This is a genomic window from Rhodococcus sp. 05-2256-B1 (assembly GCF_002258465.1).
Lineage (GTDB): Bacteria > Actinomycetota > Actinomycetes > Mycobacteriales > Mycobacteriaceae > Rhodococcoides > Rhodococcoides fascians.
In genome coordinates, this window is record NZ_NOZA01000014.1 from 22,765 (window position 1) to 37,849 (window position 15,085).

Annotated in this window: 14 protein-coding genes and 1 pseudogene; 9 read left to right on the forward strand and 6 right to left on the reverse strand. The window is 64.6% G+C overall.

Annotation, left to right across the window (positions count from 1 at the left end; genetic code table 11):
* The first annotated feature begins 65 nt into the window (after positions 1–65).
* Positions 66–1,538: a cryptochrome/photolyase family protein gene (locus tag CH285_RS05935; RefSeq protein WP_094643137.1), complete on the forward strand. Its 1,473-nt coding sequence runs from the start codon at positions 66–68 to the stop codon at positions 1,536–1,538.
* Between the two features lie 279 nt (positions 1,539–1,817).
* A pseudogene (locus CH285_RS28635) lies at positions 1,818–3,244 on the forward strand (DUF222 domain-containing protein).
* Positions 3,245–3,408: 164 nt separating this feature from the next.
* On the opposite strand, the gene CH285_RS05950 reads toward CH285_RS28635, so the two are convergent.
* Positions 3,409–4,455, reverse strand: a complete 1,047-nt coding sequence (locus CH285_RS05950; RefSeq protein WP_094643139.1) for an iron-siderophore ABC transporter substrate-binding protein — start codon at positions 4,453–4,455, stop codon at positions 3,409–3,411.
* Between the two features lie 101 nt (positions 4,456–4,556).
* On the opposite strand from CH285_RS05950, the gene CH285_RS05955 reads away from it, so the two are divergent.
* Together CH285_RS05955 and CH285_RS05960 are read left to right on the forward strand one after the other, a co-directional pair.
* Positions 4,557–5,381 carry an SDR family NAD(P)-dependent oxidoreductase gene (locus tag CH285_RS05955; protein WP_094643140.1) on the forward strand — a complete coding sequence of 275 codons (825 nt, stop codon included), beginning with the start codon at positions 4,557–4,559 and terminating at the stop codon, positions 5,379–5,381.
* Positions 5,378–5,872 carry an SRPBCC family protein gene (locus CH285_RS05960; protein ID WP_094643141.1) on the forward strand — a complete coding sequence of 165 codons (495 nt, stop codon included), beginning with the start codon at positions 5,378–5,380 and terminating at the stop codon, positions 5,870–5,872. Before CH285_RS05955 ends, CH285_RS05960 begins: the two co-directional genes overlap by 4 nt.
* A gap of 3 nt (positions 5,873–5,875) precedes the next feature.
* Here the strand turns inward: CH285_RS05960 and CH285_RS05965 are convergent, their stop codons facing one another.
* Positions 5,876–6,385, reverse strand: a complete 510-nt coding sequence (locus CH285_RS05965; protein ID WP_032364903.1) for a mycothiol transferase — start codon at positions 6,383–6,385, stop codon at positions 5,876–5,878.
* A 97-nt stretch (positions 6,386–6,482) separates the two neighbouring features.
* On the opposite strand from CH285_RS05965, the gene CH285_RS05970 reads away from it, so the two are divergent.
* Complete coding sequence (locus CH285_RS05970) at positions 6,483–7,517, forward strand: NADPH:quinone reductase (RefSeq protein ID WP_094643142.1); 1,035 nt, start codon at positions 6,483–6,485, stop codon at positions 7,515–7,517.
* A gap of 1 nt (position 7,518) precedes the next feature.
* Here CH285_RS05970 and CH285_RS05975 read toward each other — a convergent pair whose 3' ends face one another.
* Entirely contained in the window at positions 7,519–7,992 is a 474-nt protein-coding gene (locus CH285_RS05975; RefSeq protein WP_027497985.1) for a phosphoribosyltransferase, read from the reverse strand.
* A gap of 84 nt (positions 7,993–8,076) precedes the next feature.
* Between CH285_RS05975 and CH285_RS05980 the strand changes: the two genes are divergently transcribed.
* From CH285_RS05980 to CH285_RS05990, 3 genes are all read left to right on the forward strand, one after another.
* Entirely contained in the window at positions 8,077–8,745 is a 669-nt protein-coding gene (locus tag CH285_RS05980; protein WP_094643143.1) for a class I SAM-dependent methyltransferase, read from the forward strand.
* Positions 8,746–8,755: 10 nt separating this feature from the next.
* Positions 8,756–9,118 (forward strand): VanZ family protein, encoded by a 363-nt coding sequence (locus tag CH285_RS05985; protein ID WP_094643144.1) that lies wholly within the window; start codon positions 8,756–8,758, stop codon positions 9,116–9,118.
* Between the two features lie 153 nt (positions 9,119–9,271).
* Entirely contained in the window at positions 9,272–10,771 is a 1,500-nt protein-coding gene (locus tag CH285_RS05990; RefSeq protein WP_027497987.1) for a stealth family protein, read from the forward strand.
* Here CH285_RS05990 and CH285_RS05995 read toward each other — a convergent pair.
* On the reverse strand, positions 10,768–11,679 hold the full coding sequence (locus CH285_RS05995) for a phosphodiesterase (RefSeq protein WP_094643149.1): 912 nt from the start codon (positions 11,677–11,679) through the stop codon (positions 10,768–10,770). The genes CH285_RS05990 and CH285_RS05995 overlap by 4 nt on opposite strands.
* A 158-nt stretch (positions 11,680–11,837) precedes the next feature.
* On the opposite strand from CH285_RS05995, the gene CH285_RS06000 reads away from it, so the two are divergent.
* Positions 11,838–12,647 (forward strand): alpha/beta hydrolase, encoded by an 810-nt coding sequence (locus CH285_RS06000; RefSeq protein WP_094643150.1) that lies wholly within the window; start codon positions 11,838–11,840, stop codon positions 12,645–12,647.
* Positions 12,648–12,716: 69 nt separating this feature from the next.
* On the opposite strand, the gene CH285_RS06005 is transcribed toward CH285_RS06000, so the two are convergent.
* Both CH285_RS06005 and CH285_RS06010 read right to left on the reverse strand, forming a co-directional pair.
* Positions 12,717–13,844 carry an acyl-CoA dehydrogenase family protein gene (locus tag CH285_RS06005; RefSeq protein ID WP_032364891.1) on the reverse strand — a complete coding sequence of 376 codons (1,128 nt, stop codon included), beginning with the start codon at positions 13,842–13,844 and terminating at the stop codon, positions 12,717–12,719.
* Positions 13,845–13,860: 16 nt separating this feature from the next.
* Positions 13,861–15,036 carry an acyl-CoA dehydrogenase family protein gene (locus CH285_RS06010; RefSeq protein ID WP_032371652.1) on the reverse strand — a complete coding sequence of 392 codons (1,176 nt, stop codon included), beginning with the start codon at positions 15,034–15,036 and terminating at the stop codon, positions 13,861–13,863.
* Between the last annotated feature and the right edge of the window lie 49 nt (positions 15,037–15,085).

A 15,085-nucleotide genomic window follows, 5' to 3' on the forward strand; every position in this document is an offset into this window, starting at 1 on the left:
GTTCACCAGCCGGCCATGCTGCGGACGCTGGTTTGCCGTCGTCGCTGCGGGAGAACACTCCGAGAATGGACGCTCTGTGGTTGTTCGGTGATCAGCTCGGCCCGCACTTCCACTCCGTGGACGAGCATGCCGAGCGGGACGTGCTGATGATCGAGTCCCGGCGCGTGTTTCGACGCCGGCGATACCACCGACAGAAGCTCCATTTGGTGTTGTCCGGGATGCGTCATCTGGCCGACGAGCTGGGTGATCGCGTCACCTACCTGCAGACCGAGACGTATCGCGAAGCCCTGGCCGAGTACGGCAAGCCCGTGGTGGTGTTCGAGCCCACCTCGCATGCGGCGGAGAAGTTCGTCGCTGCCTTGCACGAGGAGGGTCTGGTCTCGGAAATTCTGCCGACGCCGATGTTCGCGCTCCCCCGGGCCGAGTTCGCCGACTGGGCGGCCGAGCGCGGAACCTTTCGCATGGAGACGTTCTACCGCGAGCAGCGCAAGAGATTCGATGTGCTGATGGACGGTGCCGACCCGGTCTCTGGCAAATGGAACCTCGACGCCGAGAATCAGTCGCCACCCCCGAAGGGTCGGCTGACCCTCGGCGTGGAAGAACCGTGGTGGCCGACCGAGGATGCCATCGACGACGAGGTGCGTGCCGATCTCGATTCGTGGGAGCTGGACACAGTCGGAGTCGACGGGCCACGAGTGTTCGCGGTAACTGCCTCCGAGGCCTCGGAAGCGTTGGCGCACTTCGTTAACTATCGCTTGGACGACTTCGGCAAATACGAGGACGCGGTGATGGCCGACGACTGGACGATGTCGCACTCGCTGTTGTCGGTCCCGCTCAACCTCGGTCTGCTGCAACCGTTGGACGTGGCGCACGCCGCCGAGGACGCCCATCTCGACGGCACCCCGCTCGCGAGCGTGGAGGGTTTCATCAGGCAGATCCTCGGCTGGCGCGAATACGTGTGGCACCTCTACTGGCATATGGGGCCGGAGTACCTCGAACGGAACAAACTCGAAGCCCATGAGCCACTACCGGATTGGCTTCTCGAGTTGGACGGCGACGCCGTGGTCGCGAAGTGCCTGTCCAGTACCGTCGACGGCGTACGCGACCGCGGCTGGGTGCACCACATTCCGCGGCTGATGATCCTGGGAAACTTTGCGCTGCAACATGCCTGGGACCCACGAGCGTTGACCGAGTGGTTCGCCACGGCTTTCGTCGACGGATTCGCCTGGGTGATGCCGGTGAACGTCATCGGCATGAGCCAGCACGCGGACGGTGGACTGATCGCCACCAAGCCCTACGCTTCGGGTGGGGCGTACCTGAACCGCATGACCGACTACTGCGGCACATGCGAATTCAATCCGAAGAAGAGGCTGGGTGACGACGCCTGCCCCTTCACCGCCGGCTACTGGGCCTTCGTCCACCGACACCGCGAGATGCTGGCACTGAACCACCGCACCGCGCGACAGGTGTCGTCGATGAACCGATTGAACGACCTCGAGCAGGTGCTGGAACAGGAACGTCAACGCGAGGTGTACTGACGCGCCCCGGCAAGTTGTGCACGGCCGGACCCTGTCGACTGGTCTCTGTTGGTATCGACTGCGCAACGCGCACCACTATTAGTGAGGCGCTGCCACGGGAGCCGGCCGTGTTCCACAGCTCCTGTCGCGGCAGAATGGCGGTCTGGCGCGATCGTCGGAGAGATCGAGCCTTTACCATGCGCCACCGACAGGTTCGGATTATCGAATCCTTATGCACAGCAATAGTTTTCGATTGCACCATCATTGCGCATCGAACACCCGTTCGATACACTTCTTCCTATGACCACGGAGATCTGGCAACTGAGCGAAGCAGAACTGCTCGCCGACGCTGCCGCGGTCTCCCACGACATCCAATTGCTGGAAGCACGGCGCATCGCTCTCGTCGCCGACATCGACACCCGCGTCAGCCGGGAGAAACTCGGCTTCCCCGGACCCGCCGGGTGGCTGACCTCCACCACCCTCCTCACCCCGAGCAAAGCGAACAAGATCGTGGCCCTCGCTCGCGGGTTGAAGAACTTCCCCGACATCGCCGACGCCGTGAACACCGGCGTCATGTCCGTCGACCACGCCGCCCTGATTCTCACCTTCGCCGAAACACCCCCGAAGAACCTCCCGCAAGAGGGTCGCGATATCGCCCGCACCGCGATGATCACCGCCGCCACCGGGCCCGGGGCACGCACCGACAAGATCCGTGAAGCGATCACCAAACTCGAAGACACCTACGGCAGCGACAAGCCGCCCCCTGAGGACACCGACCGCAACGAACTGTTCGCATCGAAGATGCTCAACCAACGCCTGTGCCTCAAGGCCGACTTCGATGCCGTCACCGCAGAAAAGCTCTTCACCGCACTCTCACCGCTGACCGAACCCCGGCCCGCAGCCGACGGCACCCCCGACGAACGCAGTCCTGCGAGGCGACGCGCCGACGCATTCGGGCAGATCCTCGACCACTACCTCGCCTCGAAGGATCGCCCACCGAAGGCGGCGAGAGACCCCACATCAACCTGCACATCCGGTTGCAGGACCTCCACAGCCTGAGCGGTCAGAACACCGACGACATCACCGACGACGAAACCACCCGCACAGCAGCAGAATCCGACAACGCCGATCCAGCCGACCCGGTGGACATCGACGCCGGCAACCCGATCCACTCCGACCCAATACGATCCGACCCGACCGAGTCGGACGCGGCGAATGAACTCGAGACCGACAGCGCTGTCGGACCGAGCCAGGATCGCGGTGCGTATCGGGACCTGTTCGGTGACGGCACGTCGGTCGGCTGGCTGCCGTGGATGGGACCACTCTCCCGCGAAACCTCTCGCCAACTCGCCTGCGACTGTGTTCTCACCGCCATCGTCATGGACGAGAACGGCAACCCGTTGAACCTCGCCCGCACCGCCCGTACCGTCACCGCGAAACAGAAACGCGCCTTGACGGCCCGCGATCACGGTTGCGCGTTCCCCGGCTGCGGAAAACCCGCCGCCTGGACCGAAGGCCATCACATCTGGCACTGGGCCGACGGTGGCCCCACCGACATGAACAACCTGGTCCTGCTCTGCGGGTTCCACCACCGCCTGATCCACCACAGTGACTGGGAAGTGTTCATCGGCACCGACAACCACCCGTGGTTCGTCCCACCCGCCACCGTCGACCCCTACCGACAACCGAGACAATCCCACGCCCGAGCCGGCCCCCACATCGCATAAGCCCCTCGAACGCACACCAGCCCCGCACCGAGAACACGGTGCGGGGCTGGAAGAGATTGTCGAGCTCGGCGTTTCGATCAGACACTGCGTGCTTCCTGCGCATGTAACACGACCTGCGTGAAGCCGATCCTGTTCGTCTCCGCTCCGATCGAGCGACCGGTGACCTACTTCGCGTCGAGCTTCGCGACAGCCTCGTCGATCATCGGCACGTATCGCTCGAGTGCCCACGGAACTGTCAGCGGGTTGATGATCGACGACCCAGTGACGAAGGACTGATCCGTCGGCGCAACGACCGACCCACGGGACACGGCCGGAATCTGCTTGTACGCAGGCTGATTCTCGGTGTCGGTGCGGTTCTGCGGATCGGAGTAGAAGGTGAAAATCAGGTCGGAATCGTTCAACAGATTCGCGTTCTCCAAGCCGATCACCGACGAGTCGGTGCCCTCGGTCTCGTCGAGCGTGTTCACCACCGGATCGACCTGCAGCCCGAGTCCGCGCACCATCGCGACGCGCTGCTCGTCGGCGAGGAACACTCCGAGCGTTCCGGGGCCGGTGTTGTAGATGTACGAAAAACTCACGTCCGCGTACTCGGGGTGCTGGGCGGCGGCGTCGGCGAAGCGGTTCTCGATCTTGTCGATCTCCTCGGCCGCCTTCTGCTCCTCGCCCATGGCCTTGCCGATGACGGTGATCTGGTCCTGCCACGTCGTGGTCCACGGCTTCTCCTCGTAGGCGACGACCGGGGCGAAGGCACTGAGCTTGTCGAACTGATCCTGCGTGACGCCGGACCACGGTGCCAGAATCAGATCCGGTTCGAGCGCCGCGACGGCCTCGATGTTCAATTCGGTTCCGCCCGTGAACTGCTGGGGAAGCTCGGCACCCAATTCGGTGACCGCGTCGTGCACCCACGGCAGATAGCCGGTGTCGTCGGCACCCCAGGAATACTCCTCGACGCCCACCGGGACTGTACCCAGCGCGATCGCCGTCTCTGCCGAACCCTGCCCGAGCGTCACGATGCGCTCCGGCTTCTCGGTGATGACGGCCTGACCCAGCGCCGAATCGATGGTGACGGCCGCGAAGTCGCTGCCCGCCTGTGGTTCCTCAGCGGTATCGGTACTCGAACACGCACCGACCACAAGGGCCGACACCGTGAGCGCGGACAGCAGGGTTGCGCGGCGAGCAGTCCGTCGACCGGTCGGTGAAACAGAGAACATGGTTACCTTTCGACAAGCAAAGGGACTTTAAAGTAACCCTAGGCTAACCTCTCATCCGGATTCAAATGCGCTGCACAGCGGGCGTTCGCTACGGTGGGGGTATGAGCCTTCCTCGCCCCGCACCCGACCGGACTGCCGTCGTGACCGGAGCGTCTTCCGGAATCGGTGCCGCCATCGCTCGCGAACTCGCCTCCCGAGGTCACGGGGTCACCCTCGTCGCCCGCCGCGCCGACAAGCTCGACGAGCTTGCGGACGAGCTCCGCTCGCGGGGAGTTCGCGCCGAGGTGCTCGCAGCAGACCTGTCCGATCGCACCGCCCGCGCCGAATTGCTCGGGCGCATCACCGAACTCGGCCTGATACCGGACATCCTGGTGAACAACGCCGGGCTGTCGACACTCGGCCCGGTCGTCGAATCCGATCCCGAAGCAGAGATGAACATGATCGAGGTCGACGTGGTTGCCGTCGCCGATCTGTGCACTCGCTTCCTCCCCGGCATGACCGGGCGACGACGCGGAGCTCTGCTGAACGTGGCCTCCACCGCCGCGTTCCAGCCGCTTCCCGGCCAAGCGGGCTATGGCGCATGCAAGGCGTTCGTTCTCTCCTACACCCAGTCTCTGACCGGAGAACTGCGCGGAACCGGCGTGACCGCCACCGCGCTGTGCCCCGGACCGGTGCAAACCGGTTTCGGCGAGGCCGCGGGCTTCGCGAAAGACGACGCCGAGAAGGCACTGCCATCGATCATGTGGGTGTCGGCAGAAACGGTGGCCAAGACTGCCGTCGACGACATGACCAAGGGACGGATGGTGTCGATCCCCGGGCCCGCCAACCGCATCGGATCGATCTTCGCCCAGATCACCCCGCGAACATTGTTGGTGCCCATGCTCACTCGTATTCATCCAGGCCTCAAGAACGGCGCATCCTCATGAGCCGCGAGTTCACGGTGTCCGACAGCGTCGTTGTCAACGCCGATGCCGACACCCTCTACTCTGCGATCAGCGACCCCACCAAGATGGGCCAGTGGAGTCCCGAAAATACCGGTGCCACTGTGCACGATCCTCGCGAGAGCGCCTACGTGGGAATGGTATTCGACGGAACCAACAAGCGCGGCAGGGCGAAGTGGATCACTCGCTGCACCGTGACCGCAGCCGACCCAGGCAAGACCTTCGAGTTCCGCGTCCACGCCATCGGCAAGAGCGCTCCGAAGATCAAGGGCGCGAACGCAACCTGGCGATACGACTTCGAGCCGGTCGCAGGCGGCACAAAGGTCACCGAAACCTGGACCGACGACAGAACGAAATGGCCCGATGCCCTGGCGCTCGTGTTCGACAAGATCGTCACCAGCGGCAAGACGTTCCCGCAGTTCCAGCGTCGCAACATCCGAAAGACGCTGGAGAACCTGCAGAAACGTTACGCCTGACGGCTAGGCCTGCCGGGTGTACAGGCCGAGAACGTACGACGCCTGCCCGGCATGCTGAAGGTCGTCGGAGACCACGGACACCAGGCGCGCACCCAACGTGACCGGCGGATCCCAGTTCTCGTCGACGATCCGGTCCAGATCGTCGGTCGAGATACCGCTCAGGTACGCAACGGTTTTCGAGTGCACGGCGTCGTGGTATTCGCGCAACAACTCGGCGCTCGAGGTGACCCGAGCGACGTCGGAGGACGATTGGCCGTACCCGATGTCGGACTTGTCGAACGGCAATCCGAAACGCTCGAACCACGAGTCCGACGTCCAGACCTGTTCGCTCCCGGCCACACCCGCGATGTGGTCGTCCTGCACCCTCGTGAGGTGCCACAGCAACCACGCGATGCTGTTGGCATCGGCGTCGGGCCGATAGGTCAACGCGGCAGCGGGGATGTCGTCCAACACCGAGTGAACGAGTTCCTTGATTCGACCGAATGCGTCGGTCAGCAGGTCGTTGTGGTTCATCGAGTACGCCTCTTTCGTCGAGCACTGATAGCCAGTCATGCATACCCCGATTGCCTCGAAGGGAACATCGGGGCCCTCCAGGCGCGTTGAACCCGGTATGACTTCTCCAGCAATTGTGTACACCCGCACCGGCGATTCGTCCGTCCTCGAACCGAAAGATCGCGAGGTGACCGAGCCGGCCGCAGGCGAAGTGCGCGTGCGCGTCGTGGTCTCGGGCGTCAATCCGACGGACTGGAAGAACAGGACCGGTTCCGGACCGGGCGAGAAGCTGGCGTTCGACGAGGTGGTTCCGAACCAGGACGGTGCCGGAGTGATCGACGCCGTGGGCCCTGAAGTCGAGGGGCTGGCCGTAGGAGATCGCGTCTGGGTGTACCTGGCCCAGCATCAGCGCCCGACCGGAACGGCGCAGAAGTTCACCAACCTTCCCGCATCACGTGTGGTTGCTCTGCCCGACGGCGTCAGCTTCGACGTCGGCGCGAGCCTCGGCGTACCCGCGATGACGGCACACCGCGCATTGACGGTGTCGGAGGACGGCCCGTTTCGCTTGCATCCCGGGGCGTTGGAGGGCAAGTCGGTTCTCGTCGCCGGTGGCGCCGGTGCCGTCGGCCATGCCGCGATCCAATTGGCCCGCTGGGCAGGCGCGACCGTGGTGACGACCGTCAGCGGACCGGAGAAGGGCGCACTGGCCACCGCTGCCGGCGCGCACCACGTGGTGAACTACAAGACCGGAGACGCCGCCGCTGACATCCGCGAATTGGTGCCCGGCGGAATCGATCTGGTGGTCGAGGTCGCTCCCGCACAGAACGCCGCACTCAACGCGGCCGTGGGAGCGAACCGAGCATCCGTAGCCGTCTACGCCAACAACGGCGGCGACACCATCACCCTCGACGTCCGGCCGAACATGGTGCTCAACACTCGCTACCAGTTCGTGCTGCTCTACACCGTGGGCGACGAGGCTCTGCGCAACGCCGAGGCGGACGTCAGCGCAGCGGCGGCAGCAGGCGTGCTGGACGTGGGCGAAGCCACCGGCCTGCCACTGCACCGCTTCCCGCTGAGCGAGACCGCGGCCGCACACGACGCCGTGGAGAACGGAACCGTCGGCAAGGTGCTGATCGACGTCTCCAGCGAATAACTCAGGTGATGACCGGCAACGTGGACCACGGGAAATTGATCCACTTGTCGGTCTCTCGCCACGAGTAGTCCGGCTGCACAATGGTTCTGGGCTTGGTGTAGATCACGGCCGACCGCACGTCGGCCGTGTGCGCCTTCAGTAGATCGATCACCAGCGCCAGGGTGCGGCCGGAATCGGCGACATCGTCGACGACGAGCAGCTTCTTGCCGACGATCGCGTCGGTATCCAGAAGTGGTTCGAGCACAACAGGATCGGGCAAAGTCTCTTCGATATCGGAGTAGAACTCGACGTTGAGGGTGCCGGCAGCCTTGACGCCCATGGCGTAGGAGATGGCACCGGCAGGGATGAGTCCGCCGCGGGCGATCGCGATGACGATGTCCGGAACGAACCCGTCGCCCACGATCTTCTTCGTCAGATCGCGCGAGGCGTCTCCGAAGGTCTCCCACGTCAGTACTTCGCGTTCCGGTTCGGTCATGACGGATTACTTTACCCAAGGCCTATTTTTGCCGAATGAGCAAATTCGTTTGCGCTCGGGGACGACAGCGGGCAGTCTCGAACCATGGCCGACCACACACCTGCGCACACTCATCCAGCCGACCCGACCCACCCGGAACCGGATTTCGAGAACGGTGCCTTCGACGAATCGTTCTGGGACAACCTTTACAACCAACGCACCGCCATCTGGAGCGGAAATCCCAACGCCGTGTTGGTACAGGAAGCGTCCGAGCTGATTCCGGGCCGCGCTCTGGACATCGGCTGCGGTGAAGGTGCCGACTCACTCTGGCTGGCCGGCGAAGGATGGAACGTGACCGGCGTCGACATCTCCGATGTCGCCCTGGGCCGCGCTCGCGCCGCACAGCAGGCACACGGGTCACAGACGCTGGCGGTGGATTGGCGTCAGGAAGACGTACTGGACTGGACTCCCCCGGCCGCGGCGTTCGATCTGGTGTCGGTGCACTTCTTGCAGGTGCCGCCGGACGAATTGGAACTGACCACCCGCAGGTTCGCCGCGGCGGTCGCGCCGAGGGGCCGTCTACTGATCGTCGGGCACAGTCCCAGCGACAGCCACGCCTCGCAGCACCCGGCCAAGCACCGACTGTTCGCACCGGAGCCGGTCGTCGCTGCGGCGGGCGACGGGTTCGAGGTGATTCACGCCGAACACCGCACCCGGACGACGCCGGACGGCGACGAGCGAATCGACACAGTGGTGGTGCTGCAGCGCCGGTAAACTCTTCGCAGTGATCTCGCAGTCGACGTACCGAATTCCCCTGGCCGTCACGTTCGTCGTCGCGCTGATCGTTCTCTTCACCCCCGCGTCCGGGGTGCCGTCCGGCTTTCAGCACAGCGACAAGATCATTCATTGCATCCTGTTCGCTGCTCTCGCCTACACCTCCCGACTCGCCGGCATCGGCTGGGTGAAGACCGCACTGTGGGTGTCGGCGTTCGCAGTGGTGTCGGAGTTCCTGCAGGCGATCCTGCCGCTCGGTCGCTCCGGATCGGCCGCCGACGCACTCGCCGACGTCGTCGGTATCGCACTGGGCCTGGTCGCAGCGAGCAGGGTTCTACCGCAGCGCGTCCGAAAGGCACCGCACCTGCACTAGACTGAGACGGCACCGGGGTTCCTCGGCCAGCGCGAACACTCCGGAAGGAACGTCATCACCTCGTCTTCTGCCCCGCACGATATCTACCTCGTTCCACCGGAGCACGAGACCAACGATGCCGTCACCCGAGAATCCGACGCTGCCGCCGCGCGCTTGAGCGAACGGTCCGACGTCGTCAGCCACGACGGCCGTTACGCACTGACCATCACCTCGACCACCCCGCACCAGGCGATGGTCGAAGATCTGCTGTTCGTGCGCGCCGTGCTCGACGCCGCGCGGATCAAGTACCTACTGGTGCGCGGCAACGACGAGCGTCCCGTCATCGCCATAGAACTGGCCGCTCGCGAGGCACTGACCACGGCCCTGGTGCATGCCTGCCGCGCCGAGCCCTTCTATTCCAAGACCGTCGACGCCCGCGGAAAAGCGGTACTGGTAGCCGATGGCACCTTGTCGCCGTCGTCGAACGCGCGCATCGTGCGGCTCTACCGCCCACGTGTCGAGCCGTTCAGCGGGCTCTACTACGGCGCATCGACCGCGGTGCAGATCGAGCTGTGGTCGTTCTCACCGTCCGAGATCGTGCTGCCGATCGAGAACTCGCTCACTCGCCGCAACATCCGGCCCGACGAGGCCGTCCGCGGCACCGTCGAGCGCTTCGGCCGAACCTGGCCGACCATCGAGAACATGTTCGCCGACCACGCGTCGGACATCAATTTCGACATCGACATCGTGTTCTCGTGGGTCGACGGTTCGTCCGCGGAATTCCAGGCTCAACGCGCCCGCCGGATGGCGAACTACGTCGTCGGCGAGGGCGACGATTCGGCCGCCCGGTACCGGCAGATCGACGAGCTGAAGTACGCACTGCGGTCGATTCACCTGTACGCGCCGTGGATCAGGCGCATCTTCGTTGCCACCGACTCACCGAGGCCGGCGTGGCTCGCCGACCATCCCAAGGTGACGTTCGTGCCGAGCGAGGCGTTCTTCGTCGATACCTCCGTACTGCCGACGCACAATTCGCAGGCTGTCGAATGCCAGCTGCACCACATCCCCGGGTTGTCCGAGCACTTCCTGTACTCGAACGACGACATGTTCTTCGGTCGCCCCGTCAGCCCGTCGATGTTCTTCTCCCCCGGCGGAATAAGCATGTTCATCGAGGCGACGACGCGAATCGGATTGGGCTACAGCGACGCCGACCGCAGCGGCTTCGAGAACGCGGCACGCGTGAACCGACGGATCCTGCAGGACCGCTTCGGGATGACGACCACCCGGCACCTCGAGCATGCGGCAACGCCGTTGCGCCGCAGCGTGATGCAGGAAATGGAGAACGAGTTCCCCGACGAGTTCGCCTCCACCGCTGCCAGTGCATTCCGCGCGAGTACGAACATCTCGGTCACGAATTCGCTGTACCACTACTACGCGCTGATGAGCGGACGCGCCGTGGTCCAGAAGGATGCGAAGGTTCGGTACATCGACACCACGTCCGTCGCGGGTCTCGAGTTGATGGAGAAGCTGCTGCCCAAAAGATCGGTCGACTTCTTCTGCCTCAACGACGGCAGCTTCCCGGAGGTCGACCTCGATCTGCGCACGCGCACCGTGACGCAGTTCCTGGACAAGTACTTCCCCATCGTCGCCCCGTGGGAACGCACCCAGAACTAGGCGTCGCTGAACAACTTTCGACGGGCGCTGTCGGCAATGGTCACTCCCGCTGCGTCGAGCCGACGCGCGGTCTCCTCTGCCGACACTGCCTCTCCCACAGTGTCGTACGAGCCCGTCGGTACCACCGAATGGACGACGGTGTCGTCGTAGAGGTGAACCAGGTTGTAGCCCTGGGCTCCGTCGCGACCGCGCAACCCGCCGGCGGGGACATTGAGATCCTGGGTGTAGCACGTGGCCGACGCGACCGAGACGGGAATGCCCGCGAACGTCGCTGTCGTCGAATAGTGCAGATGTCCAGCGAGTATCGATCGCACGTCGCTGCCGCGCAGCACGTCCGCCAGGCGCGGCTGATCGATGAGCTCGACCAGAACTGCGAGATCGAGCACGGTCGGTACCGGCGGGTGATGCATCGCCAGGATCGTGCCGAACTTGGCAGGGGTTGCGAGAGTGTTTGCGAGCCAGGCCAACTGCTCGTCGGCGAGCTCACCGTGATGCTTTCCGGGGACGGTCGTATCCAGGGTGACGATGCGAAGCCCGTCGACGTCGTGCACGCGATCGATGGACTGCCCGCTCGGTTCGGCGTCGAGCAGGGTCCGACGGAACGTCGCGCGGTCGTCGTGATTGCCCATCGCCCAGACGATCTGCGCGCCGAGCTCCTCGGCCACCGGCTCGACCAGAGCGCGGAGCTTCTCGTAGGCGCCCGCCTCGCCCTTGTCCGTCAGATCACCGGTGAACACCAACGCATCGGGCCGCACCCCCGAGTTCCGAACATCGGTCATCACCTGTTCGAGCCGCAACTCACTGTCCACGCCGCCGTACAAGCGACCGCCGCCGTCGACGAGATGCGTGTCGCTGATGTGCAACAAGCAGTGATGGGGACGTGGGTACTCGGCCATCCGAGACTTCATCGAACTCTCGCTCACGATCGGACCTACCGTTTCACGATCACCCGGTCGGGCGAACGCCACTGCCACAAGCCAAGCATACGAGCGTTCACTGAGAAAAAGCTGGTCGAATCCGGACGGTGAACACCGTGGAAACTCCTGGCGTGTGGCAGGTTGAGAACATGACGTCTTCCAAGTGGACCTCCCTGCTCGCAGCCGCGGCACTGACCGTGGGCACGATGCTCGGGATCGGCGTGGCTCCGGCCGCCGCGCAGGGCCTGCCGACCGTTGTCCTCGTGCACGGTGCCTTCGCCGACAGCACCAGCTGGGACGGTGTCGCGGCCGACCTACGCGGCCGCGGCTACCCCGTCGTCACCGCCGAGAACTCACTGCGCGGCCCGGCGATCGATGCGGCCTCGGTGACCGACGTCGTCGAGAACATCGACGGGCCCGTGGTGCTGGTCGGCCATTCCTACGGCGGCACGGTGATCAGCAACGTGCACGCGGACAACGTGGAGGCACTGGTCTACGTCGCGGCGTTCATGCCGGTCGAAGGCGAACCCGTCGCCCTCGAACTCGACCCGTTCCGATTCCCCGTGACGGCTCTGGTCCCACCCGTGATCGGGCTGTCGATCGTCGACGATTCGACCAACCTGATCGGCAAGAACGTCGACTCGTACATCACGCCCGCGCTGTTCCGTCCGTTCTTCGCCCCCGACGTCACCGAGGAGCAGGCCGCGCGCATGGCCGCTCACCAGAAGACCATCGCTGCCGGTGCCTTGCTGGAACCGAGCGGTCCGCCGTCCTGGGCGCACACCCCGTCGTGGGCGCTGATCCCCCAGCAGGATCAGATCATCCCGACCTCTGCCGAGCGGTTCATGGCGCAGCGGGCCGGGGCCCGGGTGACCGAGGTTCCGGGCTCGCACGCGATCCTGGTTTCCAACCCCGCGGCTGTGGCCGACCTTGTGGTGCAGGCGGATTCGGGTAGCTGACGCGTCCGAGAGACGAGAACGGGCCCGACCACCTGGACGAGGTGGCCGGGCCCGTATCCTTTTACCGGATCAGATTCCGATGAGGTCGTGATCGGCGACCTTGTCCGACAGGATGCGCAGGTGCTCGTCGGCCCCACCGAGAGTGTGCTCGATGGCCACGAGCCGACTGGTGTAGTGCCCGACGGGATATTCGGCCGTGACGCCGATTCCGCCGTGCAGCTGAATTGCCTCCTGGCCGATCTTGCGACCGGAACGCGAGATCTGCAGCTTGGCGCGCGAGGCGATGGTCGTGTCGACATTGCCGTCCGCCAACGACATCGTGGCGTAGAGGCTCATGCTGCGGGCCAGCTCGAGCAGCACGTACATGTCCGCCGCACGGAAGGTGAGCGCTTGGAACTTGGCCAGCGGAACCCCGAACTGCTTGCGCTGCTTGAGGTAATCGGTGGTCAGCCGCAGTGCCTCCTCCATTGCTCCCACTGCCTCGGCGCACAGCGCGGCCTGTGCGCGCACCTCGGCACCGGTGATCGCAGCGGCTGCGTTCTCGGCCGAACCCAGCGGTTCTGCAGCAACGTCGGAGAATTCGATCTGCGCGGCGCGCTGACCGTCGTGGGTGGCGTACGACTTGCGGGTCAGCCCGGTCGCGTCGCCGTCGACGACGAACAATCCGGTTCCACCGCCGGGGAGCACGGCACTGACGACGATGACATCAGCGCTGCCGCCGTGCGGGACCGGGTTCTTGACGCCGCTGATCGACCACGATCCACCGTCCTCGGTCGCCGTGGTGGCAACCTCGACGTTCGGCCAGCGGCTGCCGGATTCGTTGTGCGCGAACGCCAACATCGACGAGCCCTCTGCCACGGGTGGCAGAAGTCGCTTGCGCTGGTCGGCTGAGCCGAGCTCGGAGATGAGCCCGCCGGGCACGAGAACGGCGTCGAGAATGGGCTCCGGCGCGAGCCGACGTCCGACCTCGGTCATGACGGCCATGATCTCCACGGGACCGGCGTCCATACCGCCGTCGTCCTCGCTGAACGTCAGACCCAGCAGACCGACCTCGGCCAGCTGCTTCCAGACGTCGGTGCTCCACCCCAGCTCACCGGCCACGATCTTGTTGCGCTTCTCGGTGTCGTAGGCGCGCGAAAGAACCTCACGGGTGGTGTCGCGCAGCAGTTTCTGCTCTTCGTTGAGTTCGAAATCCATGTCTTCAGATGCTCCCTTACAGTCCGAGAATCGCCGACGCGATGATGGTGCGCTGAACCTCGTTCGAGCCGCCGTAGATCGAGACCTTGCGATAGTTGAGGTAGTTCGGTACCGACCGCTGCGCCCAACCGTCGCTCTCGATGTCCTCGCCTGCCTCGTAGGGCAGGGAGTCCGGCCCGGCGATGTCCATCAGCAATTCGGTTGTGGTCTGCTGCAATTCGGAACCCCGCAGCTTCAGAATCGACGATGCCGGGTTCGGCTTGCCGTCGTCCGAGCTCGAGACCATCCGCAACTGGGTGAGCTCGAGGGCGAGCAGTTCGTTCTCCACCTCGGCCAGCTTGGCTGCGAACAGTGGATCCTCGAGCAGCGTCCCGGTGCCGACCTTCGTCTGCGCGGCGTGCTTCTTCGCCTGTCCCAGTCGAACTTTGGTGTGTCCGGCGCGGGCGACGCCGGTGCGCTCGTTGCCGAGCAGGAACTTCGCGTAGCTCCAGCCCTGGTTCTCCTCGCCCACGAGATTCTCGGCCGGGACGCGGACGTTGTCGAAGAACACCTCGTTGACCTCGACGCTGCCGTCGACCAGCTTGATGGGACGCATCTCGATGCCGGGGGTGTTCAGATCGATGAGCAGGAACGAAATTCCGGCCTGCTTCTTCGGTGCATCGGGGTTGGTGCGTACCAACGCGAAGATCCAGTCGGCGTACTGGCCGAGAGTGGTCCACGTCTTCTGGCCATTGACGATGTAGTCGTCACCGTCCCGAATGGCGGTGGTACGCAACGAGGCGAGATCCGAACCGGCCTCGGGCTCGGAGAACCCCTGACACCACCAGATGTCGAGGTTCGCCGTCTTCGGCAGGAACTTCTCCTTGATCTCCTGCGACCCGAACGTCGCAATGACCGGGCCCACCATCGACGCGTTGAACGCCAGCGGCTCGGGTACCGAGGCCAGCTGCATTTCGTCGAGCCAGATGTGACGCTGGACCGCAGACCAGTCGCGGCCACCGAACTCCGCAGGCCAATGCGGTACTGCCAGGCCGTTCTCGTTCAGGATTCGCATGGTCGTGACCACTTCGTCCTTGCTCAACTCCTGACCCGTCGCGTTCTTCTCGCGAATCTCGGCGGGGATCTTCGTGGTGAAGAACGTCCGCATCTCGTCGCGGAACGCGGCCTCGTCTTCTGTCAGGGCAAGATTCATCGACAATCCTCCGTGCTCGTTCGCTTATCTCGGTATCGACCGTACTCCC

Bases quoted from the DNA above. Each gene is read 5' to 3' on its own strand.
- CH285_RS05935 (WP_094643137.1), top strand. From the start codon at position 66: ATGGACGCTCTGTGGTTGTTCGGTGATCAGCTCGGCCCGCACTTCCAC.
- CH285_RS05950 (WP_094643139.1), bottom strand. From the start codon at position 4,455: ATGTTCTCTGTTTCACCGACCGGTCGACGGACTGCTCGCCGCGCAACC.
- CH285_RS05955 (WP_094643140.1), top strand. From the start codon at position 4,557: ATGAGCCTTCCTCGCCCCGCACCCGACCGGACTGCCGTCGTGACCGGA.
- CH285_RS05960 (WP_094643141.1), top strand. From the start codon at position 5,378: ATGAGCCGCGAGTTCACGGTGTCCGACAGCGTCGTTGTCAACGCCGAT.
- CH285_RS05965 (WP_032364903.1), bottom strand. From the start codon at position 6,385: ATGAACCACAACGACCTGCTGACCGACGCATTCGGTCGAATCAAGGAA.
- CH285_RS05970 (WP_094643142.1), top strand. From the start codon at position 6,483: ATGACTTCTCCAGCAATTGTGTACACCCGCACCGGCGATTCGTCCGTC.
- CH285_RS05975 (WP_027497985.1), bottom strand. From the start codon at position 7,992: ATGACCGAACCGGAACGCGAAGTACTGACGTGGGAGACCTTCGGAGAC.
- CH285_RS05980 (WP_094643143.1), top strand. From the start codon at position 8,077: ATGGCCGACCACACACCTGCGCACACTCATCCAGCCGACCCGACCCAC.
- CH285_RS05995 (WP_094643149.1), bottom strand. From the start codon at position 11,679: ATGAAGTCTCGGATGGCCGAGTACCCACGTCCCCATCACTGCTTGTTG.
- CH285_RS06000 (WP_094643150.1), top strand. From the start codon at position 11,838: ATGACGTCTTCCAAGTGGACCTCCCTGCTCGCAGCCGCGGCACTGACC.
- CH285_RS06005 (WP_032364891.1), bottom strand. From the start codon at position 13,844: ATGGATTTCGAACTCAACGAAGAGCAGAAACTGCTGCGCGACACCACC.
- CH285_RS06010 (WP_032371652.1), bottom strand. From the start codon at position 15,036: ATGAATCTTGCCCTGACAGAAGACGAGGCCGCGTTCCGCGACGAGATG.